At 66.4% G+C, this 22,214-nt stretch carries 18 protein-coding genes; 14 read left to right on the forward strand and 4 right to left on the reverse strand.

The window, feature by feature from the left end; genetic code table 11:
• Positions 1-108: 108 nt before the first annotated feature.
• Positions 109-1,482, forward strand: coding sequence for an amidohydrolase (locus tag ACDH77_RS00775; RefSeq protein WP_014088979.1), 1,374 nt, complete (start codon positions 109-111; stop codon positions 1,480-1,482).
• 28 nt (positions 1,483-1,510) lie between these two features.
• Here the strand turns inward: ACDH77_RS00775 and ACDH77_RS00780 are convergent, their stop codons facing one another.
• Entirely contained in the window at positions 1,511-2,518 is a 1,008-nt protein-coding gene (locus ACDH77_RS00780) for a TIGR00266 family protein (protein WP_031420610.1), read from the reverse strand.
• A gap of 197 nt (positions 2,519-2,715) precedes the next feature.
• Positions 2,716-3,561 (reverse strand): ABC transporter ATP-binding protein, encoded by an 846-nt coding sequence (locus ACDH77_RS00785; RefSeq protein ID WP_031420612.1) that lies wholly within the window; start codon positions 3,559-3,561, stop codon positions 2,716-2,718.
• Between the two features lie 120 nt (positions 3,562-3,681).
• On the opposite strand from ACDH77_RS00785, the gene ACDH77_RS00790 reads away from it, so the two are divergent.
• Genes ACDH77_RS00790 through ACDH77_RS00805 form a run of 4 tightly spaced genes read left to right on the forward strand, consistent with a single transcriptional unit; the run spans position 3,682 to position 7,554 of the window.
• A complete protein-coding gene (locus ACDH77_RS00790; RefSeq protein WP_031420614.1) occupies positions 3,682-4,914 on the forward strand; it encodes an acyl-CoA desaturase in 1,233 nt (410 codons plus the stop codon).
• The gene (locus tag ACDH77_RS00795; protein WP_011345899.1) at positions 4,904-5,299 is read left to right on the forward strand and encodes an EF-hand domain-containing protein; all 396 of its coding nucleotides are present in this window, start codon (positions 4,904-4,906) and stop codon (positions 5,297-5,299) included. Before ACDH77_RS00790 ends, ACDH77_RS00795 begins: the two co-directional genes overlap by 11 nt.
• A gap of 48 nt (positions 5,300-5,347) precedes the next feature.
• A complete protein-coding gene (locus tag ACDH77_RS00800; protein WP_042774052.1) occupies positions 5,348-6,085 on the forward strand; it encodes an ATP-binding cassette domain-containing protein in 738 nt (245 codons plus the stop codon).
• Positions 6,082-7,554 carry a glycine betaine ABC transporter substrate-binding protein gene (locus ACDH77_RS00805; RefSeq protein WP_014088983.1) on the forward strand — a complete coding sequence of 491 codons (1,473 nt, stop codon included), beginning with the start codon at positions 6,082-6,084 and terminating at the stop codon, positions 7,552-7,554. Before ACDH77_RS00800 ends, ACDH77_RS00805 begins: the two co-directional genes overlap by 4 nt.
• Positions 7,555-7,745: 191 nt before the next feature.
• On the opposite strand, the gene ACDH77_RS00810 is transcribed toward ACDH77_RS00805, so the two are convergent.
• Positions 7,746-8,927 (reverse strand): aminotransferase class V-fold PLP-dependent enzyme, encoded by a 1,182-nt coding sequence (locus ACDH77_RS00810; RefSeq protein ID WP_109290537.1) that lies wholly within the window; start codon positions 8,925-8,927, stop codon positions 7,746-7,748.
• A 71-nt stretch (positions 8,928-8,998) separates the two neighbouring features.
• Between ACDH77_RS00810 and egtB the strand changes: the two genes are divergently transcribed.
• From egtB to ACDH77_RS00825, 3 genes are read left to right on the forward strand one after another with little or no spacing between them, the layout of a single operon-like run.
• The gene (egtB, locus tag ACDH77_RS00815; protein ID WP_109290536.1) at positions 8,999-10,282 is read left to right on the forward strand and encodes an ergothioneine biosynthesis protein EgtB; all 1,284 of its coding nucleotides are present in this window, start codon (positions 8,999-9,001) and stop codon (positions 10,280-10,282) included.
• Positions 10,279-11,265, forward strand: coding sequence for an L-histidine N(alpha)-methyltransferase (gene egtD, locus ACDH77_RS00820; RefSeq protein ID WP_014088986.1), 987 nt, complete (start codon positions 10,279-10,281; stop codon positions 11,263-11,265). Before egtB ends, egtD begins: the two co-directional genes overlap by 4 nt.
• Before the next feature lie 15 nt (positions 11,266-11,280).
• Entirely contained in the window at positions 11,281-11,550 is a 270-nt protein-coding gene (locus ACDH77_RS00825) for a DUF3253 domain-containing protein (protein WP_031420622.1), read from the forward strand.
• 97 nt (positions 11,551-11,647) lie between these two features.
• Here ACDH77_RS00825 and ACDH77_RS00830 read toward each other — a convergent pair whose 3' ends face one another.
• On the reverse strand, positions 11,648-15,391 hold the full coding sequence (locus ACDH77_RS00830) for an indolepyruvate ferredoxin oxidoreductase family protein (RefSeq protein WP_209261135.1): 3,744 nt from the start codon (positions 15,389-15,391) through the stop codon (positions 11,648-11,650).
• Positions 15,392-15,550: 159 nt separating this feature from the next.
• Here ACDH77_RS00830 and ACDH77_RS00835 point away from each other — a divergent pair, with 159 nt between their 5' ends.
• The 6 genes from ACDH77_RS00835 to ACDH77_RS00860 all read left to right on the forward strand — a co-directional run bounded on the left by ACDH77_RS00835 (position 15,551) and on the right by ACDH77_RS00860 (position 21,976).
• A complete protein-coding gene (locus ACDH77_RS00835; RefSeq protein WP_008571529.1) occupies positions 15,551-16,186 on the forward strand; it encodes a hypothetical protein in 636 nt (211 codons plus the stop codon).
• 833 nt (positions 16,187-17,019) lie between these two features.
• Positions 17,020-17,937 carry an AEC family transporter gene (locus ACDH77_RS00840; protein ID WP_008571532.1) on the forward strand — a complete coding sequence of 306 codons (918 nt, stop codon included), beginning with the start codon at positions 17,020-17,022 and terminating at the stop codon, positions 17,935-17,937.
• Positions 17,938-18,260: 323 nt separating this feature from the next.
• Complete coding sequence (locus ACDH77_RS00845; RefSeq protein ID WP_011345909.1) at positions 18,261-18,893, forward strand: ParA family protein; 633 nt, start codon at positions 18,261-18,263, stop codon at positions 18,891-18,893.
• A 15-nt stretch (positions 18,894-18,908) separates the two neighbouring features.
• On the forward strand, positions 18,909-19,385 hold the full coding sequence (locus tag ACDH77_RS00850; RefSeq protein ID WP_003488452.1) for a SixA phosphatase family protein: 477 nt from the start codon (positions 18,909-18,911) through the stop codon (positions 19,383-19,385).
• A 3-nt stretch (positions 19,386-19,388) separates the two neighbouring features.
• Positions 19,389-19,961, forward strand: a complete 573-nt coding sequence (locus tag ACDH77_RS00855; protein WP_008571534.1) for a YceI family protein — start codon at positions 19,389-19,391, stop codon at positions 19,959-19,961.
• Positions 19,958-21,976, forward strand: coding sequence for a phospholipase D family protein (locus ACDH77_RS00860; protein ID WP_031420634.1), 2,019 nt, complete (start codon positions 19,958-19,960; stop codon positions 21,974-21,976). The genes ACDH77_RS00855 and ACDH77_RS00860 overlap by 4 nt, the downstream gene beginning before the upstream one ends.
• Positions 21,977-22,214 lie beyond the last annotated feature (238 nt).

The following is a 22,214-nucleotide window of genomic DNA, read 5'->3' on the forward strand; positions in this document are numbered from 1 at the left end:
TCTGCATTGGCGGCGGGCGGCAGGGCGTCATGCGCAGATATTGCGCGCTGCGCGCACACCTCGCCTGCCCTGATGGTATCGGGCGTCCTTGCGTTGGTACCGTAGGGCATGGACTCGGCCAAACGCACAGTCTGCAGCAGCAGCATCTTCGATCACGCGTCTGCGCGGTGTCCGCTGCGTGGACTGGCGCTGTCACTGCTGCTAGCCGCATTGCCCTGTCATGCGCTGGACGCGGTAGCGGTCAAGCGGCAGGTCGATGGCATTCTGGATCGGGACTATCCACGTTGGGAGGCGCTATACCGGACCGTGCACCAGCACCCCGAACTGGGCTTCGAGGAAACCGCGACTGCGCAACGGCTGGCCAAGGAAATGCGCGCGCTGGGGTTTCAGGTCAGCGCGGGTATTGGCCGGACCGGGCTGGTGGCGATGTATCACAATGGCCCCGGCCCCACGATCATGGTGCGCACTGAACTGGATGCGTTGCCGATGCGGGAAACCACGGGGCTGGCGTACGCCAGCGACGTCCATCTGCAGTCCAGTGACCGCGATACCTATGTGGCGCATACCTGCGGTCACGACATTCACATGGCGGCCTGGGTCGGCACGGCCGCAACCTTGGTGCAGCTGCGCGCCCAATGGCGCGGCACGCTGATGTTCATCGCCCAACCAGCGGAGGAAAAGGGTCGCGGTGCGCAGGCGATGCTTGACGATGGCCTGTTTGCCCGGTTCGGCAAGCCGGACTACGGCTTTGCCCTGCATGTCGGTCCGGATGCCTACGGCCATGTGTTCTACAAGGCCGGGGCGGTGACCTCCAACTCCGATGCGCTGGAGGTGGTGTTCCAAGGCAAGGGCGGGCATGGGGCGATGCCCGCCGCGACGATCGATCCGATCCTGATCGCGGCGCGCTTCGTTGTCGATGTGCAGAGCGTGATCAGTCGCGAAAAAGACCCGGCTGCGTTTGGCGTGGTCAGCATTGGAGCGTTCAACGCCGGCACGGCCGGCAACGTCATCCCCGACCGCGCGCAGCTGCGCGGCACCATCCGCAGCCACGACCCTCAGGTGCGCGACAAGCTGCTCGACGGCGTGCGACGTACCGCGCTGGCCAGTGCGCAGATGGCCGGCGCGCCGGTACCGCAGATCGCCCTGGGCGAGCGCGGGTCCAGGGCGGTGATCAACGATGCAGCGCTGGCCGAGCGTACCGGGGCGGTTTTCGCGCAGGCGTTCGGGGTCGATGCCGAGCGCCAGCGCGAACCGAGTGCCGCCAGCGAAGACTATTCGGCCTTCGTCGCTGCCGGCGTGCCGTCGTTCTACTTCGGCATCGGTGGACTCGATCCGCAGTGGCTGCAGCAGGCCCGGCAAACGGGCGAGCGCATTCCGGTGAACCATTCGCCGGACTTCGCGCCGGTGCCGCAGCCAAGCATCCGGACCGGCGTGGAAGCGATGACACTGGCGGTGATGAACGTGATGCCGCCGCCCTCCTGAGATGGGCGCGGCCGCGCCGGGATGTAGGTCAGAAGCGGTTATCGCCATCCAGCAACCGCCCCAGGCCGCCCAGCACCGAGCCTTCGCCGCGCTGTTGGCCGCCGGCTTGCGGGGCGGCCTGCAGCATGCGGCCGGCCATGCGCGAGAACGGCAGCGATTGCAGCCAGACCTTGCCCGGGCCGGTGAGGGTGGCCAGGAACACGCCTTCGCCGCCGAAGAACATGCTCTTCAGGCCCGCAACGCGGCGCACGTCCATGTCCACGCCGGCGTGGTAGGCCACCACGCAGCCGGTGTCCACGTCGATACGCTCGCCCGGGCCCAGCTCGCGTTCGACGACCGTGCCGCCGGCATGTACGAACACCCAGCCGTCGCCTTCGAGCTTCTGCATGATGAAGCCCTCGCCGCCGAACAGGCCGGTGAGGATCTTGCGCTGGAAGGCGATGCCCAGCGACACCCCGCGCGCGCCGGCCAAAAAGCTGTCCTTCTGGCAGATCAGCTGGCCGCCATGCTCGGACAGGCGCAGCGCCAGCACCGTGCCCGGGTAGGGCGCGGCGAAAGCGACCTTGGCCTTGCCGCTGCCGGCGTGGGTGAACACGGTGGTGAACATGCTTTCGCCGGTGACCACGCGTTTGCCGGCCGACAGCAGCTTGCCCATCAGCCCGCCGCCACTTTGACCGGCATGCGAGCCGTCGCCGAACACGGTGTCCATCTGCACCGCCGCGTCCTTGTACATCAGCGCACCGGCCTCGGCGATGGCGCTTTCGCCGGGGTCCAGCTCGACTTCGACGAACTGCATGTCGTTGCCGACGATGCGGTAGTCGATCTCATCTGCGCGCCCGCTCATGCCGGTCAACGGCGGCGGCACGCTACCGCCCCCCTGCAGCTCGGCCAGCTGACGGGCCGGCGTCCAGCCATCGAGCCCGTCGCGCCAGGCCAGCGCATCGGGTTGGCGCTGCGCATGCGCGCGGGCGCTGGCATCGTCGAGCGGGCCGATACGGTCGGCCTGTCCGGGGTTATGGAAATACCACTGGGCCATCGGACGACTCCTGTCTGTGTGTGCGGCGAGTCTAAGCGCAAGCGCCGCGGCGGCGTCCCGTGTCCAAGGTCATGTCTGCAGAGCGTGGTTGTGACGCGGTTGTGCGCCCGTCCGGAGCGCTTCGCCATCGCGATGCGGAGCATCGCCGGCAGCTCGTGCAAGGACACGGCCTGCGCGAGCTGCGGGATGGGTGGCCCTTACTCGCCCACCGTTGCCCAACAGCGCGCGCCATCACGCTGCACCCGCACCGGGCCATCGAACACGGCCGACAGGCTGGCATCGGTGAGCAGCGCCTCACGCGTGCCGTCGGCCACCACCTTGCCGGCGCGCAGCAGGATCACCCGTTCGATCTCCGGCACGATTTCTTCGATGTGATGGGTCACCAGCACCAGCGTGATGCCTTGCCGGGCGAGGTGCCGCATCGTCTCGAGCAGGTGCTGGCGTGCCACCAGATCCAGCCCGGTGGACGGCTCGTCCAGCAGCAACGCCTGCGGGCGATTGACCAGCGCACGCGCAATCAGCACACGGCGCGTTTCGCCGGCCGACAATTGCGCAAATTGCCGGTCCACCAGCGGCAATGCGCGCGCCAGCGCCAGCGCTTCGCGCGCGCGTGCACGCATGTCGTCGCTGATCTCGCGATGCGGCGGCACCACGTAGCTGGCGAAGAATCCGGAGAGCACCGCGCTTTCCACATCCAGCCCGGGCATGTCGGCCAGATTGACGCTCAGATCGCCGGTGACGATGCCCAATTGCGAGCGCAGGCGATCCACCTGCCAGCGCGTTTGTCCCATCACCTTCACTGCGGGCTGGCCGTCGGCGCGCGCCAGCGGGTACAACTCGCGCGTGATCAATTTGATGAAGGACGATTTGCCGCAGCCATTGGGCCCCAGGATCGCGGTGTGCTGCCCCAGCGCGATGCGCAGGCTCAGCGCATGCAGGACCCGGACCTGGCCGCGCATCACGCTGGCCTGGTCGAGTTCGATCAGCTGGGCGGCGTTAGTAACGACAGTGGAATCGGCAGCATGTTCGGTGGCAACAGTCATACGGGTGACAGCAGACGGAAGTGGGGAAGGGGGGTCTGAACCGCTTTAGAAATGTAGGTGCAACCCTACGCATCCGAAGGGTGAAGTTTGCCGCGATCGCCCCCATCATGTCTGCATCAAATGGAGAGCGCTGCTGTGGAGATGCCGATGTTGTCCGATCCGATCATCGACGTTCTGACTTCCGGCGTGGCAGGGCTGGGCGTGTGGGGCATGCTGGCGGTGCTGCTAGTCTTCACCCAGCTCACCATCTTTGCAGTGACCTTGTACCTGCATCGCAGCCAGGCGCATCGCGGTGTAGATTTCCATCCGGCCATCGCGCATTTCTTCCGCTTCTGGACCTGGTTGACCACCTCGATGATCACCCGCGAATGGGTGGCGATCCATCGCAAGCATCACGCCAAGGTCGAGACCGAGGAAGACCCGCACAGCCCGCAGACCAAGGGCATCGGCCAGGTTTTCTGGCGCGGTGTGGAGCTGTATCGGCAGGCGCGTGCCGAGCGTGCCGACATCGAGCAATACGGCAAGGGCGCGCCCAGCGACTGGATCGAACGGCATCTGTACACGCCGCATGCCAACGCCGGCCCGATGGCGTTGCTGGTGATCAACTCGGTGTTGTTCGGATTGCCGGGAATTGCGTTGTGGGCAATCCAGATGGCGTGGATTCCGTTCTGGGCCGCCGGTGTGGTCAACGGCCTGGGCCACTGGTGGGGCTATCGCAATTTCGAATCGGCCGACACCTCCACCAACCTCACGCCCTGGGCGCTGTGGATCGGTGGCGAAGAATTGCATAACAACCATCATGCCTTCCCGAGCTCGGCGCGGTTTTCGATGCGGCGTTGGGAGCTGGATATCGGTTGGGTCGCCATTCGCGGCTTGCAGGCACTGGGCCTTGCCAAGGTGTTGCGGGTGGCGCCGTCGCTGGATATCCGCCCCAATATCGCCGTGCCCGATGCCGACACGCTCAAGGCGCTGCTCTCGCACCGGTTCCAGGCCATGACCGACTACCAGCGCAATGTGCTCAAGCCGGCGTTGCGCGAAGAGGCGGCCGTCACTGGCGCCAAGCTGCGCGAGTTGCTGCCGCGTCGCCTGCGCAAGGGCCTGGTCGACGACGGGCGCTGGCTCAAGCCGGACGCGCGTGCACAGTTGCGGGCATGGGTGGCGCAGCGTCCGCGCATGCGCACGCTGGTCGAGTACCGTGCGCGGCTGACCGCGGTACTGGAAGCGCGCAGCCACGATGCGTCCGAACGGCTCCGGCAATTGCAGCAGTGGTGCCATGAGGCCGAGGCCAGCGGCAATGCCGCGTTGCAGGCGTATGCGGCGCGGCTCAAGGGGTATGCGCTGAGTGGTGCGTAACCCGGGCGGCAGGCGCGCTGTGGTGCGTGTACACCGGGCGCGTGGCGTGATCGTGCGTGCCTTGCTGGTCGTGTGGTGTGCCTGTGTGCCGGCGATTGCCGCGCAGGCCCAGGTCCAGGACAGCCAGCAATATCTGCAGCGCATGGATACCGATGGCGATGGGCGGGTGAGCCTGGACGAATATCTGGCCTGGATGAGCTACGCCTTCGATCAACGCGATACCGATCACGATGGCGTGCTGCAAGGCGATGAACTGCCGGGCCGTCGCGGCAAGCCGATCACCCGTGCGGCGCATCGTGCCACCTTGATCGCGCGCTTCGCGCGGCAGGATGCCGATGGCGACGGCTACCTGAGTGCACGCGAACTGCTGGCGCCGCCCCGCTGATGCGCACCTTCGCGCGTGGCTGACGCTGCGTTCGGCAAGCTCGGCCGCATGTTCACTCTCGACCGGGTCAGCCGCCGCTACGGCCAGGCCATCGCACTCGATGCTGTCTCGCTGACGTTTGCCAGCGGCATCACGACCGCATTGATCGGCCCGAGCGGCGCCGGCAAATCCACCGTGCTGCGCATGCTGGTCGGGCTGGAGTGGCCGGACAGCGGCACGGTCGCTTTCGACGGCACCCCGTTGCAGCGCGCCAACCTGCAGGCGCAACGGCAACGCATCGGCTACGTCATCCAGGAAGGCGGCTTGTTTCCGCATCTGGATGCACGCAGCAACGTGACCTTGCTGGCACAGACGCTGGGCTGGGCGCGGGAACGCATCGAGGCGCGTCTGGATGTCTTGTGCGCCCTGTGCCAATTGCCAACGCAGTTGCTGGCGCGCTACCCGGCCGAACTCTCCGGTGGTCAACGCCAGCGGGTAGGGCTGATTCGTGCATTGATGCTGGACCCGCCGGCCTTGTTGCTGGACGAACCACTCGGCGCGCTCGATCCCATCGTGCGCTACGACCTGCAGGCGCAGATGCGCGAACTGTTCGCGCAGCTGGGCAAGACCGTGGTGCTGGTGACGCATGACGTGGCCGAAGCCGCCTATCTGGCCGACAACCTGGTGCTGATGCGCGCCGGCCGCATCGTGCAGCAAGGCCGTGCGCGCGATCTGCTGGAGCAGCCGGCCGATGCGTTCGTGCAGCGCTTTCTCACCGCCCAGCGCAGCATTGGCGATGCCGCATGATGGCGCGTGCGCTCATCGCCGTGGTGTGGCTGATCTGCAGTGTTAGCGCGCAGGCCGCGCAGGTCACCATTGGTTCGAAGAATTTCACCGAAGCGGTGATTCTTGGCGAAATCGCCACCGCCGCCGGCAAACGTGATGGTGTAGACGTGCAGCACCGCGCACAACTCGGTGGCACGCGCATCCTGTGGCGGGCGCTGGAGACCGGGCAGATCGACGCGTATGCCGAATACACCGGCACGCTGGCACAGGAGCTGCTGCAACTGCCCAACGCCAGCCAGGCCGAGCTGCGTGCCGCACTCGACGCACGCGGGCTGGCGATGACCGATTCGCTGGGTTTCCAGAACACCTATGCCTTCGGTATGAAGCGCGAACGTGCGCAGGCATTGGGTATCGCCTCGTTGTCGGATCTTGCACGACATCCCACCCTCAAGATCGGTCTGAGCAATGAGTTCATGCAGCGCGCCGATGGCTGGCCGGGCGTGCGCGCGGCGTACGCGCTGCCGCAGGCCGCGACCGGGCTGGATCACGACCTGGCCTATCGCGCGTTGCAGAGCGGCGCCATCGAGGTCACCGATCTGTACAGCACCGATGCGGAAATTCCGTATTACCAGCTGCAGGTGCTACGCGACGACCGCCATTATTTCCCGGACTACCAGGCGATTTTTGTGTATCGCAAGGATCTGGCGCACCGCTCGCCGGCGATGCTGCAGGCCTTGCGGGGGGTGCAAGGACGCATCGATGAAGCGACCATGCAACGGCTCAATGCACAGGTCAAACTGGAGCGGCAGTCCGAAGCGGCGGTTGCCGCGCGTTGGCTGGGCGTCACGCCGGCCTCTGAAACGGACTCGCGTTTGACGCGGCTGCTGCGGCATACGCGCGAGCATCTGGCGTTGGTGGGTATTTCTTTGGGTCTGGCGTTGCTGCTTGCGCTGCCGTTGGGCGTGCTGGCGGCGCGGCGTCCACGTCTGGGGCAGGTGGTGTTGTCGTTGACCGGTGTGCTGCAGACGCTGCCGTCGTTGGCGGTATTCGTCTTCATGATTCCGCTGTTCGGCATCGGCGCCAAGCCGGCGATTGCCGCGCTGTTCTTGTATAGCCTGCTGCCGATCGTGCGCAACACCCATGCAGGGCTGACCTCGATCCCACGCGAACTGCGCCAGACTGCGCACGCCATCGGATTGCCCGCGTGGACACGCCTGTGGCGGGTGGAACTGCCGCTGGCCCGCCGCACGATCGTGGCCGGCATCCAGACCGCGGCGGTGATCAATGTGGGCACCGCCACGCTGGGTGCGCTGATCGGTGCGGGCGGCTATGGCCAACCGATTCTCACCGGCATCCGCCTGGACGATATCGGCCTGATTTTGGAAGGCGCCATTCCCGCTGCCGTGCTTGCGCTGCTGGTGCAGGCGGTGTTCGAAGGCGCCGAGCGATGGGTAACGCCGCGTGGGTTGCGGATCAGCCAGCGGCAGTGACGCGGCGTTCAATCGCTGAAAACCGAGCGCGCCGCTTCGCTGCCGCTGATCCTTGCGCCAATTGTCGTTCGTAGAGCGCGCTGGCCTGCGATGGAGCCTTGCCGGTGCTGCCTGACGACGCGTTGGCCTGCGTACATGTATTGCAACCAGTACCGCTGCAGATGCCTGGCCCGCGATGCCTGCGCACCGCCTCACCCATCCGGCAGCGCTGCAATGACCTGTGACAACGCGTGGTCGGTGACGCTCAAATGTGGCGCGATGCGCAGACGTCCATGCCGACGCGTGCAGATCACGCCACTCGCGCCGAGCGCCGTTGCCACCGCATCCAATGCCGCTGCCGGCGGCTGCAGTGCGGTGAGATGCGGCGCATGTCCGGGCGTGCACCAGCTGCCCACGCCGCGCGCCTGCAGGGCGGCGTCCCAATGCGCAGTCAACTCGCCCAACGCCGCTGCGATGCGCGCCGGCTGCCACGCGGTGAGTTGTTGCAGGGCCACCGTGGCCATTGCGACCCGCAATGGGTCGGCAACCCCGCCCGCATCGAATCGGCGTGCACCGCTGCGATACCGCGGCGCGCTGGCCACCGGAAATTCCCAACTGCTGCCCGCATCGCGGCCGATCCAGTGTTCTTCGATCGGCAGCCCGTCCGTGCGCCACTGCGGTGCGACCCACAGCCACGCCAATCCCATCGGCCCGAGCAACCATTTGTGCCCGACGCTGACTACGAAATCCGGTTGCCAGCGCGGCAGATCCGGTGGCAACACCCCCAGGCTCTGGCTCAGGTCCAGCACCAGGGCAGCGCCGCGTGCCTGCACGGCGGCACTGATGCGGTCCAGATCCAGCATTCGCCCGTCCAGCCAGTACGCATGCGGCAAGCTGGCAATCCGCAGCGCAGGCGTGTCGGCAATGGTCTGCAGCACTGCATCGGTCAAGCTGCCGCCAGCGGTGGTGGGCACCGCCACCAGATGCGCGCCGGTCTCTGCGCAGCGGCGCTGCCAGATCAACAGATTGGACGGAAATTGTCCTTCCAGCACCAGCACCGCGTCGCCGGCTTGCACGGGCAGATTGCGTGCGGCCGTGGCCAGGCCGTGCGCGGCCGAGGGCACCATGGCCACCGCATCGGCATCGCCGTCCAATAGCGCGGCCGCAAGTCCGCGCACCTGCTCGATCTGCTGTAACCAGGTATCGAACGGCAACCGCCATGGTGTGGCCATTGCATCGACCGCCTGGTGCGCAACGGTCTGCATGGCGCGCAACAACGGACCACGCGACGCCGCATCCAGATGGATGACCCCGGAAGGCAGCGCGAACGCCTGCTGACGCTGGGCCCACGCGAGGGGCCCAGCAAGCGTACTGGACAGAGATGGCGATGACATGCCCACAGCTTACCGCTGGCTGCCACGCTGCCCACACGGCACGTTCACGGGCGCTCCCCAAGCATAGGGCGATGTCTGCACTCTCACCTCTGCTGGGCCACCTCCAGCAACAGCAGTTGACGCTGCTGGAACGCTACGCGCAGACCCGCGCGCTGAGCGACCGTCTCGCCGCACCCTTGAGCGCCGAAGACGCGATGGTGCAGAGCATGCCGGACGCGAGCCCGAGCAAATGGCATCTGGCCCACACCACCTGGTTTTTCGAACGCTTCGTGCTGCAGGCCGATCCGGCGTACCGCGTGTTCGACCCGGCCTGGGATTTCCTGTTCAACAGCTACTACCAGAGCGTGGGGCCGATGCATGCGCGGGCCCGCCGCGGCGTGCTTTCGCGCCCCTCGTTGCAGCAGGTACGCGACTACCGTGCTGCGGTCGATAGGCAGATGCAGCAGCGCTTGCGCGAGGGCCTGCTCGATGCCCAGGCTTGCACCGTCGTGCAGCTCGGCATCCAGCACGAGCAGCAACACCAGGAGTTGCTGCTGACCGATATCAAGCATGCGCTGTGGAGCAACCCGTTGCAGCCGGCCTACCGTGACCTGCCCACACCGCCTGCGGCCGTTGCCAGCCCGCTGCGCTGGCATGCGCGCGACGAGCAGATCGTCCAGATCGGCGCCGCTGCATGGCCACAGGCCGACAGCTTCGCCTACGACAACGAATCGCCACGCCATCGCGTGCTGGTCGGTGCGCATGCGCTGGCCAGCCGTGTGGTCACCAACGCCGAGTTCCAGCAATTCATCGATGACGGCGGCTACCGCAGTGCCGGTGCCTGGCTCAGCGATGGCTGGGCGATGGTGCAGGCGCAGGGTTGGCAACATCCCTTGTATTGGGATGCCGATGGCCGCGAGTTCACGCTGGACGGCTGGCGCACGCGCGATCCACACGCGCCGGTCTGTCACCTGAGCCTGTTCGAAGCCGATGCGTTCGCGCGCTGGGCCGGTGCGCGCCTTCCCACCGAAGCCGAGTGGGAGCAGGCAGCGACCGGCGTGCCGGTACAGGGCAATTTCGTCGACACCGATGCGTTGCATCCGCGTGGCGCCGAAGCAGTGGACACCGGCATCCAGCAGCTGTTCGGCGATGTCTGGGAGTGGACCGGTAGTGCGTACCTGCCGTATCCAGGCTTTACCCCGTGGCCCGGGTCGCTGGGCGAATACAACGGCAAATTCATGAATGCGCAATGGGTCTTGCGTGGTGGCAGTTGCGCCAGCCCGGCCAGCCATCTGCGTGCCAGTTACCGCAACTTTTTCCCCTCCGATGCGCGTTGGCAGTTTGCCGGCGTGCGCCTTGCCAAGGATCTGCCTTGAACGCCGCCGCCCATGCCCTGCAACGCGCGCACGCCGCGCTGACCGACCTGCGCCCGCAGCCGGACGACATCACCGCCGATGCACTGGCGGGGTTGTCGCAAACGCCCAAGACGCTGCCGTCGAAATATTTCTACGATGCGCGCGGCTCGCAACTGTTCGAAGCCATTACGCAGCAGCCGGAGTATTACCTCACCAGGACCGAGCTGGGTTTGCTGGAAGCCAGCATGGGCTCGATCGCACAGGCGATCGGCGCCGGCGTGCATGTGGTCGAATACGGCAGCGGCAGCGGCCGCAAGACCGAATTGCTGCTGCAGGGCCTGCGCGATGTGGTGGCCTACACGCCGCTGGAAATCTCGCGCACCGCGCTGCTGGAAAGCACTGCGCGGCTGGCCCAGCAATTTCCGCAGATCCAGATGTTGCCGGTGTGCACCGACTTCACCAAGCCGCTGCGCCTGCCCGATGCGCAGCGCCCGGCGCGGCGGCACGTGGTGTTCTTCCCCGGCTCCACGCTCGGCAATTTCGCCGATGCGGCGGCGATCGAACTGCTGGACGCGATGCGCCAGACCATGGGCAGCGACGGTTGCGCCCTGATCGGCATCGATCTGGACAAGGACGCCGGGCTGATCGAAGCGGCCTACAACGACGCAGCCGGTATCACCGCCGAGTTCACCTTGAACCTGCTGGCGCGGCTCAATCGCGAGATCGGGAGCGATTTCGATCTGGACGGTTTCCGTCACCACGCGGTGTATGTCCGTGAGCGCGGCCGCATCGAAACCTTCCTGATCAGCCAACGCGCGCAGCGCGTGCAGGTTGGCGGCAAGGACATCGCGTTTGCCGAAGGCGAAGCGATGCAGGTCGAATACAGCTGCAAATACACCGACGCGCGCTTTGCCGAACTGGCTGCCGCAGCCGGGCTCAAGGTCACCCACGGCTGGAACGATGCCAAGGATTGGTTCGGCCTGCGCCTGCTGCGCCCATTGTGATCCCGCGGGGCGGGCGTGCAGTCGCCCGATGATGCGCAGGTGGCCGCGTTGATCCGGCACCTGCTTGCGCAACGTCGGCCCGAGCAATCGATCTGTCCCTCGGAAGTCGCGCGTGCCTTGAGCGATGACGCGGCGGTGTGGCGAAGCCTGATGCCCCAGGTGCGTGCGGTGGCCGCAGCTGCCGCAGGCAGAGGCCTGGTACGGATCACCCAGCAGGGTCGAACTGTGGACCCTGCCACCGCACGCGGACCGATTCGACTGATGCGTGGGCCGCATTTCGACTGAAGCCCCATTGAGTGGATGCGCCAGCTGCCGTATGTAGCGGGATTAAACCGAATGTCGCCGAGCGACTACATCAAAAGGATGTAATCGTTCGGTGACATCAGGCCGCCTGCACCACGTGCAACGCCTTGGGATTACGCCACTGCGCCAGCAGCGCGGCTTCGCGCGCCCTGGCTTCCTGCAGATGCGCATGCTTGACGTGGCCATAGCCGCGAATGTGTTCCGGAATGCTGGCGATCTGCGCGGCCAAGCCCACGTTATCGGCATCCAGCCGTTCCAGCAGCATGTCCACGGTTGCGCTGTAATCGGCAATCAGCCGACGCTCGCCACGCCGTTCTTCGCTGTAGCCGAAGACGTCGAACTTGCCGCCACGCAGGAACTTCAACCGCGCCAGCAGCTTGAAGGCGGTGAACATCCACGGCCCGTACTCGCGTTTGATCAGGTTGCCGTGTGCGTCTTTCTTTGCCAGCAACGGCGGCGCCAGGTGGAAGCGCAGCGTGTAGTCGCCCTCGAACTGTTGTTGCAACCGGCGCTGGAAATCGCCACGCGTATACAGCCGCGCCACCTCGTACTCGTCCTTGTAGGCCATCAGCTTGAAGGCGTACCGGGCCACCGCCTCGGTCAGTGCGCTGCTGCCGGGCACGCGCTGCAGCTCGTGCGTGCGTACGCGCTCGACCAGGCTGCGATAACGCTGCGCGTAGGCCGCATCCTGGTAGTCGGTCAGGAACGCGACGCGACGCGCGATGGCCTCGTCCAGCGAATGCGCCAACTGCTCGTCGTCGAGCGGCGCGGCCGGTGCAGCGACCTCGCCATGCAACGTGCTGCCGTCGGTCTGTGCCAGCGCACGCGGTGCGCTCTGGCCGCTGAGATCGTGCTCTTCCCAGCTGCCTGGTCCGCGTGCATGCGGTGTATCGCCATGCAGATGTGCAGGCGCGTCGGCACCGGCCAGACCCGCAGCGCGTTGCACCGCCGGCAGATCGATCGCCGCCAGGCGCCCCCAGGCGAACGCCTGCTGATTCATCGCAACGGCTGCACCATTGAGTTCGATCGCGCGCATCAGCGCCGCATGCGATAGCGGCACCAACCCGTGCTGCCACGCGTAGCCAAGCACGAACAGATTGCTGGCGATGGCGTCGCCCAGCAACGCCGTTGCCAGCTGCGTGGCATCCAGCAACAACGGCTCCTGGCCACCGAGCGCAGTGCGCACACCGGCGATGATCTCGGCAGCGGGAAACTGCAGGTCCGGTTGCGTGGTGAACGTGCCCGGCATTGCTTCGTAGGTGTTGAGCACCACCTGGGTGCGGCCATCGCGCACCTTGGAGAGCGCCCAATAATCGTTGACCACCACCATGTCGCAGCCCAGCACCAGGTCTGCTTCGCCGGCGGCGATGCGCACGGCGTGGATGTCGGCGGGCTGGCGTGCGATGCGGATATGCGTGGTCACCGCGCCGCCTTTCTGTGCCAGGCCGGTCTGGTCCAGCACCGTGGCGCCCTTGCCTTCCAGGTGCCCGGCCATGCCGAGCAGCGCGCCGATGGTCACCACGCCGGTGCCGCCGACGCCGGTGATCAGGATGTTCCAGGGCCGTTCCAGCGCGGTGCGCTTGGGCGGTGAGGGAAGCGTGTCCAGCAGCGTGCTGGCGTCGCGCCGCTTGCCCTTGCGCGGGGCACCGCCATGCACGGTGACAAAGCTCGGGCAAAAGCCCGCGACGCACGAATAATCCTTGTTGCAGTTGGACTGGTCGATCTGGCGCTTGCGCCCGAATTCGGTTTCCTTCGGCAACACCGACACGCAAAAGCTTTTCTCGCCGCAATCGCCGCAGCCTTCGCACACCAGCGAATTGATCATCACCCGCTTTGGCGGATCGACCAGCTTGCCGCGCTTGCGACGGCGGCGTTTCTCGGTGGCGCAGGTCTGGTCGAAGATCAGGATCGACACGCCCTTGACGGTGCGCAGATGCTGCTGCACGGCATCCAGTTCGCCACGATCGTGAAACGCGACCTCAGGCGGAAACAGCTCGCGCCGCCGCGTCCACTTGCCGATGTCGTCGCTGACCACCGCAATCTCATGGATGCCTTCGGCGCGCAGCTGGTGGGCGATGTCCGGCACGGTGAGCGTGCCGTCCACCGGCTGCCCGCCGGTCATCGCCACCGCATCGTTGTAGAGAATCTTGTAGGTGATGTTGACGCCGGTGGCGACCGACTGCCGGATCGCCAGCGAGCCGCTATGGAAATACGTGCCATCGCCCAGGTTCTGGAACACGTGCGGGGTGTCGGTAAACGGCGCCTGCCCGGACCACGTGACACCTTCGCCGCCCATGTGGGTGAAGGTGTCGGTGGCTCGGTTCATCCAGGTCACCATGTAGTGGCAACCGATACCGCCCAGCGCGCGCGAGCCTTCCGGCACGGCGGTGGAGGTGTTGTGAGGGCAGCCGGAGCAGTAATGCGGCACGCGCGGGAATTGCGCGCGCGGCAAAGCCATTTCCGCTTCCTTGGCGTCCATCCAGCGCAGCCGCTGCTGGATCGAATCGGTATTGATCGTGCTCGATTGCAGCAGGCGCAGGATGCGCCTGCCGATCACCGCCGCGATGGTGGCCGGCGTCAGTTCGCCGGTGGACGGCAGGATCCACGCGCCCTGCTCATCGTACTTGCCGACAATGCTCGGCCGCGCGCCGGCGCTGGCCGGCCAGTTGTAGAACAGTTCCTTCATCTGGCGCTCGATGAAGGCCTTTTTCTCTTCCACCACCACGATGTCTTCAAGCCCCTGCGCAAACGCGCTGATCCCTGCCGGCTCCAGCGGCCAGGTCATGCCGACCTTGTAAACGCGGATGCCGATCTGCGCGCAGGCCTGCGCGTCCAGGCCCAGGTATTCCAGCGCCTGCAGCACGTCCAGGTAGCTCTTGCCGGTGGTGACGATACCCAGTCGCGCATTTGGTGAATCCAGCACCACCTTGTCGATGTGGTTTGCGCGCGCAAAGGCTTGCGCGGCGGCGATCGCATACCGGTGCAGGCGCATCTCCTGGTCCACCGGCGGGTCCGGCCAGCGGATGCTCAAGCCGCCCGGCGGCAGTGCGAAATCCTCCGGCAGCACGATGGTGCGCGCGAACGGGTCCACGTCCACCGAGGCGGACGATTCCACCGTTTCGGCAATCGTCTTGAAGCCGATCCAGCGCCCGGTGTAGCGGCTCATCGCCCAGCCAAGCAGGCCCATGTCCAGGATGTCCTGTACTCCGGCCGGATTGAGGATGGGCATCATCGCGCTGACGAATTCGTCTTCGGACCCGTGCGGCAGGGTCGAGCTGCGGCAGGCATGGTCGTCGGCGGCCAGCGCCAGCACGCCGCCAAACGGCGAGGTGCCGGCGGCATTGCCGTGCTTGAAGACGTCGCCGCTGCGGTCCACGCCCGGCCCTTTGCCGTACCACATGCCGTAGACGCCCTGCACGTTCGCGCCGGGGAACAGGTTGGTTTGCTGGGTGCCCCACACCATGGTGGCGGCAAGGTCCTCGTTCAGACCTGGAGTGAAGGTGACCTTGGCCGCGTCCAGGTGTTTGCGCGCCCGCCACAGTTCCAGGTCCAGCCCGCCCAGCGGGCTGCCGCGGTAGCCGCTGATGAAGCCGGCGGTCTCCAGCCCGGCAGCGTCATCGCGCAGGCGCTGCAGCAGCGGCAGCCGCACCAGCGCCTGCACACCGGACAGGTAGATGCGCCCATCGGTGCGCGTGTACTTGTGGTCCAGCGTGTAGTCCGCATCCACCCGGCCGAGCTCCGGCGTGTTGGCAGAGTCGGGAGAAGAAAGCGCAGCGGTACTGGTCATGGCGTGCCCGGAAAGGGTGGCTGGGCCCCGGTGCATGTCATCTGAAACTATCTGACGCACCCGACGGATTCCAAAACGGCGGTGCAAAGTGTAACAGTCAGCTTTTCCGCGCCCGTCCCTGTGCGGATGCGCAGCCGACGCGCTGCGGGTAGGATGGGGACGGGAAGGGGTCGTTTGCTGTCAGGGGAAAACACAGTGAAAAGGAAATACGCGTGGGCCGCTCTGGCCCTGCTCGGAGGGGTGTGGTCGTTGGCGCAGGCGCAGAGCTTGCCCAAGCCCAAGGAGTTCTATTTCGACGAAGACCGCGGTACCACCAAGGCCGTGGTGGCCGTACAGGGCCAGGGCGATGCAGTGGTCGACCGGCTGGCGGCGATGGTGCAACGTGACGCCCGCGCGGCCGACCCGCGCGCGCAGTTGGCGGCGCTGGCCTACGCCGGTGGGCGCACCCAGTTGGGCGATGAGTTGTATCAGGGCGCGCTGGCGCTGGTCTCCAACGGCAGCCAGCAGTACCGGGCCATCACCTGGAACTATGGATGGGACCTGCTGCGTGCCGACCAGCCCGACAAGGCGCTGCAGCAATGGGCCAACCTGGCCAATGGCCGTCCGGCCACGCCGGAATGGCTGCCGACCACGGCTGCACTGGCGCTCTGGCGCGCCGGACGCAAGCAGGAGGCGGTCGAGTGGTATGCCGCAGCCGTGCGCACCTGGCCGGACCGTTGGAGCAGTACCGCCAACTACGCCAGCCTGTTGCCGGAATGGCGCGAGGCAGAGCGCGCCAGCCTGGCCGAGGTCTTTGCGGCCTGGCAGGCCAACCCGCCAGCGTTTCCGTAAGCGCTTCGCCGCGCTGCGGGAGTTCCTGCAGCGCGGCTTGTGCAGTGAATCGACCGGTTGCCGCCATTTGCCGATACGCCAGGCGCCATCTGGCGCGTCGGCCTGCCGCCTACTTGAAACGAAGACGTCTAACGTTGATTCCGCGAGTTCGGTGAAAGGCTGAGCAGGTCTGCGCCTGATCGCAGTCACGACTCAAAACTTTGGCGTGCCGACGTTGCGAAGTCGATGCGGGAGAGCAACGCGTTGGTCTGTGGCGTGGCTGCGGGGTCCTTGTCCGCCCACCATCGCAGGACACGCTGCAAGTACGTTTTTGTAAGCGCTTGCGCGGCAGCCGTGCCGCGTAAGGTCCCGCGACGGCGGGCGCAAGGACCAGTTGAGATGGTCGATGCGCAGAGCTAAGACAGCAGCAGGTCGCCTGGCTGGCGCGGCGTCCTCGCTCCTTCAATCGAGTCACCAACGAACTGTCTGATGCGCTGTGCTTGCCGATCGCGGGACCGTTGGCGGCATGGATCCCGCCATCGAGCCTCCACGGACGGGTTCACGGCGTGTCGCGCACTCGGCGCTGCAAGCTTGCTCCACGGCCTGGTCCGCCCACCATCGCGGAACACGGTGCAAGGACGTGTTTGACCAACGCATTGTCCGGAGCGGCGAGGGCGCCGCGTGTTCGATACGCTGGCTTCCGCATAGGGAAACGATGCGGTCGTGGCAGCTCCGCGGTGACCGGAGCTCGGGTGGCGTGCACCTTGCACCCCAGCCAGGCCAACGCATCCACCGATGCGCGCACCGCGCGCTATGCGATCCTGTGCATCGCTTTCCAACGGACACGATCGCGCATGGCGGTAGATGCATTTGCCTTGATTCTGGCCATGTTGGGGCTGGGCCTGCTGTTCGCCCGCCTGCGGGTGTTGCCGGACAACAGCGCCGATGTGCTCAACCGCATCGTGCTGTACATCTGCCTGCCGGCGTCGGTGCTGACCTATGTCCCGCGCCTGCATCTGGATGCTTCGCTCGGTGGGGTGATTGCCACGCCATGGCTGCTGACCGCCATCATCGTGCCGTTGCTGTGGGGTTGCAGCCGCCTGTTGCGCTTGGGCCGCGCCGAATACGCCGCGCTGCTGATGTGTGTGGTGTTTACCAATTCAAGCTTCATCGGCTTTCCGATGGTGCGCGCGCTGATCGGCGATCACGCGCTGCCGTATGCAGTGGTCTACGACCAGTTCGGCACCTTCGTGTTGCTGTCCACGTTCGGGCTGTATGTGCTGGCCCGGTACAGCGGCGACACCCCGCCGACCGCACGGCTGATCGCGATGCGCGTGCTGCAGTTCCCGCCGTTGTGGGCGCTGCTGTTCGCCTTGACCCTGATGCCCGAGCAACCGCCGGCCTGGATTGGCTCGGGCCTGAAGAACCTGGCCGATGCGATGTTGCCGCTGGTGATGCTGTCGGTGGGCTTTTCGCTGCAGCTGCGCCTGCCTGCCGACGAACTCAAGCCCTTGGCGGTGGGCCTGGTGTTCAAGCTGCTGCTGATGCCGGTCCTGGCCTTGCCGTTGTCCTGGGGGCTGGGCCTGCATGGGCAGATGCTGCAGACCAACGTGCTCGAATCGGCCATGCCCACCATGATCACCGCCGCCGCGCTGGCCATTTCGCACCGGCTGGCCCCGCGCCTGGCTGCAGCGATGGTCGGCTACAGCATCCTGCTGTCGTTGCTGACGCTGCCTGCGTGGGCCTGGCTGCTGGCGCGGCTGGTGGCGTGAAACCGTAACGCTCGCAGCAGCCAGAGCGCGCTGGCGCCGCAGGCACACGCTTGCGCTTGTTCGGGCTGTGGTACGCCAACACCTGCAACATCGGCGCCATGCTGCATTGCGACGCCGCGGCTGAGCGATACGCGTGGACGATCTTGCGCCGTGCCAGGCTTCCATCGTTGCCACGCACAGCTGCGGCGCAAGGCCTTGCGCGCATCGGCTGAAGGTCTGCGCTGTCGTTGCCTGTCCCGCAGCAGTGCGTTTAACGCGTTTCGACTACTTCCTCACCTTGCCGCGGTGTACGCTGCCGGCTTGCTCCCGGAAGCGAGGCGTGCATGAAGACAGTCCTGGTGGCCGCCTCCAAAGGCGGCGTCGGCAAGACCACGATCGCCACCAATCTGGCCGCACATGCGGCGTTGCAAGGCCAGCGCACCGTGCTGGCAGATGCCGATCCGCAAGGCTCGTCCACCCGCTGGGCAGAGCGCCGCGCCAGCCTGGAAAGTGCGGTCTTGCCGATCGACGCCACCAAGCGCCGCAGCTGGCAGAGCGCCGTGCCGGACGGCACCGATGCCCTGATCGTCGATGCGCCGGCCGGTGCCATGGCCGACGACCTGAGCGGATTTCTCGACCACGTCGATGCCATCGTGGTACCGGTGTTGTCCTCGGCGCTGGATATCGAAGCGGTGGTCGGCTTTCTCAACACGCTGGCCAAGGTGCCGCGCGTGCATCAGCGCAAACTGCCGGTGGGCCTGGTGCTCAATCGTGCCCGTCCCTGGACCCAGACCTCGCAACAGGCCGCCGACATGATCGGCAACTGGCCGTATCCGCTGGTGACCCAACTGCGCGACACCCAGGCCTATGTGGTGATGGCCGGGCTGGGACGCAGCTTGTTCGACTACCGCTCGGCGCAGGTGCGCGACCATCAACAGGACTGGGAGCCGCTGTTCAAGTGGCTCAAGAAGTCCTAGAACCGGAAAGTTCCTATGCGCGAATTGATCTTGTTGCGACATGCCCACGCCGAACCGGCCGATACCGGCCAGGCCGATTTCGATCGCCCGCTGTCGCCGCACGGCATCGCCGAGGCCGAGGCGGCCGGGCGTTGGCTGCGCGAGCAGCGGCTGGTGCCCGACCGGGTGCTGTGCTCCCCGGCCCGCCGCGCCCGCGAAACCCTGGAGGCGGTGCTCGAGCTCACCGGCTACATCGAACAACGGCTGGACGAACGCATCTATGAGGCCACGCCCGGCACCCTGGCCAGCCTGGTGGACGAACATCGCGAGGCCGAGCGCCTGCTGCTGGTGGGCCACAACCCTGGCCTGGAACGGCTGGCAGCGCTGATGCACAGCGGCCAGACCGGCGATTACCGCGGCATGCCCACCGCCTCGATCGCGTTGCTGGCCTTGCCGCTGGACGCCACCATCGAGCCGGGCATCGCCCGCCTGACCGCCTTCTGGTGGCCCTGATCCGTGTCATCGTCGCTGCGCTGGTACGCCTGGCTCGCGCTCTGGGTCGTGTTCCCCTGCATGGCGCAGCAGAAGGTGCAGTCCATCGACCCGGCGCAATCGCGCTTCGGGTTCGAGATCAAGACGCGCTTCGGAATGAAGATCGAGGGGTTTTTCCCGCGTTTTCGCGGTGACGTGGTGACCTTGGCCGACGGGCGTCAGCAGGTGCGCTTCCGGCTGGACGCCACTCAGGTGGAGATCCCCGGCAAGGACCGCTACACCAGCTGGATGCGCGGGGAAGATTTTTTCGACGTTGCGCAGTACCCGGTCGTCGAATTCGAGTCGCTGCCGTATGTCGACGAAGTGGTGAAGCAGGGGGGCGACATCGTCGGCAACCTGACCATCCGCGGAATCACCCATCTGGAAACGCTGCATGTGGTGCCGGCCGAATGCACGCGGCCGGGCTATGATTGCGACGTGATCAGTCGAGGGACGGTCCTGCGTGGACGTTACGGAATGAATGCGTGGCAGATGGCCCTGGGCGACAGGGTGACGTTCATTCTGCGTGGGCGCCTGCAGGAGGCGCGGCGCCCGTGAAGTACCTGTTGAGGGTGTGCGTGCTGGCAACGTTGTTGCTCGGCACCGGATGCGCCAGCCTGTCACAAACCGAACGCAACCTTGCCGCCGGTGTCGCTGCCGCGGCGCGCAGCACTGTAGTCAATTGCAGCCAGGCCGATCGCTGTGCGCAACCCTCGCCATTGCGCGCGCTGGGCGGGGAGGCGATGACCGCCTCCACACCGGCGGCGCCGCGGCATTACGCCACCATCGTCGACCACGGCGAAGAATCGCTGGTGGCCCGGCTCAACCTGATCCGCAGCGCCACCCGCAGCATCGATCTGCAGACCTACATCTTCGACAAGGACGACAGCGCGCGCATGGTGCTGGACGCACTGGTGGACGCCGCCCAACGCGGGGTCAAGGTGCGCATCCTGATCGATCAGTTGTCGGCGATCGCCGATCTGCAGATTCTCGGTGCGCTGGTCAGCAGTCATGAAAACCTGCAGCTGCGCATCTACAACCCCACCTTCGGCAAGGTCAAACTCAATTACTTCGACTATGCCGGCAGCGTGCTGTGTTGCTTCCGCCGCTTCAACCAGCGCATGCACAACAAGCTGCTGGTGGTGGACGACGTGCTGGGCGTGGTCGGTGGGCGCAATTACCAGGACGACTATTACGACTGGGACAGCGAGTACAACTTCCGCGACCGTGACGTGATTCTGGCCGGGCCGGAAGTGCGCGCCATGGCCGCCAATTTCGATGCGTTCTGGCGCGCCCGGCGCAGCGTCCCGGCCGAGCGTCTGAACGATGTCGGGCGCCTGCTGCTGGAGCAGGGCGTGCCGACGATGCCGCCGGCCGAGTTCCGCCGGCCCGACCGGGTGGCACGGGTGGACCGCGAAGCGCGCGACCCGCAATTCGTGCGCGACGCCTTCGTGACTCCGGCCATGCCGGTGCAACGTGTGCTGTACGTGGCCGATCTGCCGCAAAAGCACCGCCGGGAACATGCGGCCAAGGCGGTGTCCACGGCGCCGGAACTGGATGGCCTGATTGCCGGCGCGCAGCAGGAAGTGCTGCTGCAGACCCCGTACCTGGTGTTGTCCGACCAGGCGCAGGCGATCTTCCGCACGTTGCGCAAACACCCGCAGCCGCCGCGCATCGTGGTGTCGACCAATAGCCTGGCCGCCACCGACAACCCCATCGTGTATGCGCTCTCGTACAAGTTCAAACGCCGCAACATGCGCGAGCTGGGCTTCAACGTGTACGAGTTCAAGCCGTTTCCGCTCGACGCCCCGGTGGATTACGCCAACCTGGTGCCGGACCCGCTCAACCCCGCTTCCGAGGTCAATCAGGACAGCCGCAACAATCGCCTGATCGGCGGCAGCGCTGCGGGCAATGCGATGCGCGGCAGCAGCGGCCCGGAAGGCAACGCCAGCGCGAGCGCCGGCAGCGTGCTGCGTGGCAGTGGCGGCGGCCGTGCGCCGGGCGGGAGCGAGGTCGATCGGCGCGTGTTGCGTACCGAAACGCGGCCCTCGTTCCTGGGCACGCGCGCGGTCAACAAGCCGCTGCCGGTGACCCGCGCCGGTGCGCGCATGGGCTTGCACGCCAAGTCGTTGGTGGTGGATCGCCGCATCGGCGTGATCGGTACGCACAACTTCGACCCGCGCAGCGAGAACTACAACACCGAAGCGGCCGTGGTGATCGACGATGCGCGCTTTGCGCAGGCGTTGGCTGCCAGCATCGAACGCGACATCGCCCCGGAAAATGCCTGGACGGTGGCGCCGCGCGAAAAGCCGCCGGTGCTGAGCGGGTTGAACTACAGCGTGGGCAAGGTCTCCGAAGCCTTGCCGGTGCTGGACTTCTGGCCATGGCGCTACGCCACCAACTACGAGTTCCAGCCCGGCCCGGATTGCCCGTTCCCGCTCAAGCGGCAGGACCCTCAGTTCCGCCAGTGCTATGTGGCGGTGGGCGATTTTCCGGAGGTCAATGTCGGCCCGAAGTGGCTGCTGGTGCGCATGCTGACCGCCTTCGGCGCCGGGCTGGTACCGATTCTCTGATCGGCTGGCGTGCCGCGCGGGTCGCAGCAGCCGGTGCCCGCGGCGCAGCGCGTTGTGGTTGGATGCACGCAGTTGGCTGCGGATCGGCCCCTGGACGCCGGAAATCGCCGAAGCGGCTGCAGTTGTCACGGGCGAAGGTCGCGTAGTGCATTGGTGCCACCGACGAATGCGGTCAGGTGACGGCAGCACTGCCCAGTTGCATCGCGTCCCAGGCGCCGGGATGCTCTAGCGCTTCCCG

This window comes from Xanthomonas axonopodis pv. maculifoliigardeniae, assembly GCF_041519315.1.
Taxonomy (GTDB): Bacteria; Pseudomonadota; Gammaproteobacteria; order Xanthomonadales; family Xanthomonadaceae; genus Xanthomonas; species Xanthomonas euvesicatoria.

Coding starts and splice junctions, on each gene's coding strand:
- ACDH77_RS00775 (WP_014088979.1), top strand. CDS start 109: ATGGACTCGGCCAAACGCACAGTCTGCAGCAGCAGCATCTTCGATCAC.
- ACDH77_RS00780 (WP_031420610.1), bottom strand. CDS start 2,518: ATGGCCCAGTGGTATTTCCATAACCCCGGACAGGCCGACCGTATCGGC.
- ACDH77_RS00785 (WP_031420612.1), bottom strand. CDS start 3,561: ATGACTGTTGCCACCGAACATGCTGCCGATTCCACTGTCGTTACTAAC.
- ACDH77_RS00790 (WP_031420614.1), top strand. CDS start 3,682: ATGGAGAGCGCTGCTGTGGAGATGCCGATGTTGTCCGATCCGATCATC.
- ACDH77_RS00800 (WP_042774052.1), top strand. CDS start 5,348: ATGTTCACTCTCGACCGGGTCAGCCGCCGCTACGGCCAGGCCATCGCA.
- ACDH77_RS00805 (WP_014088983.1), top strand. CDS start 6,082: ATGATGGCGCGTGCGCTCATCGCCGTGGTGTGGCTGATCTGCAGTGTT.
- ACDH77_RS00810 (WP_109290537.1), bottom strand. CDS start 8,927: ATGTCATCGCCATCTCTGTCCAGTACGCTTGCTGGGCCCCTCGCGTGG.
- egtB (WP_109290536.1), top strand. CDS start 8,999: ATGTCTGCACTCTCACCTCTGCTGGGCCACCTCCAGCAACAGCAGTTG.
- ACDH77_RS00830 (WP_209261135.1), bottom strand. CDS start 15,391: ATGCACCGGGGCCCAGCCACCCTTTCCGGGCACGCCATGACCAGTACC.
- ACDH77_RS00840 (WP_008571532.1), top strand. CDS start 17,020: ATGGCGGTAGATGCATTTGCCTTGATTCTGGCCATGTTGGGGCTGGGC.
- ACDH77_RS00845 (WP_011345909.1), top strand. CDS start 18,261: ATGAAGACAGTCCTGGTGGCCGCCTCCAAAGGCGGCGTCGGCAAGACC.
- ACDH77_RS00850 (WP_003488452.1), top strand. CDS start 18,909: ATGCGCGAATTGATCTTGTTGCGACATGCCCACGCCGAACCGGCCGAT.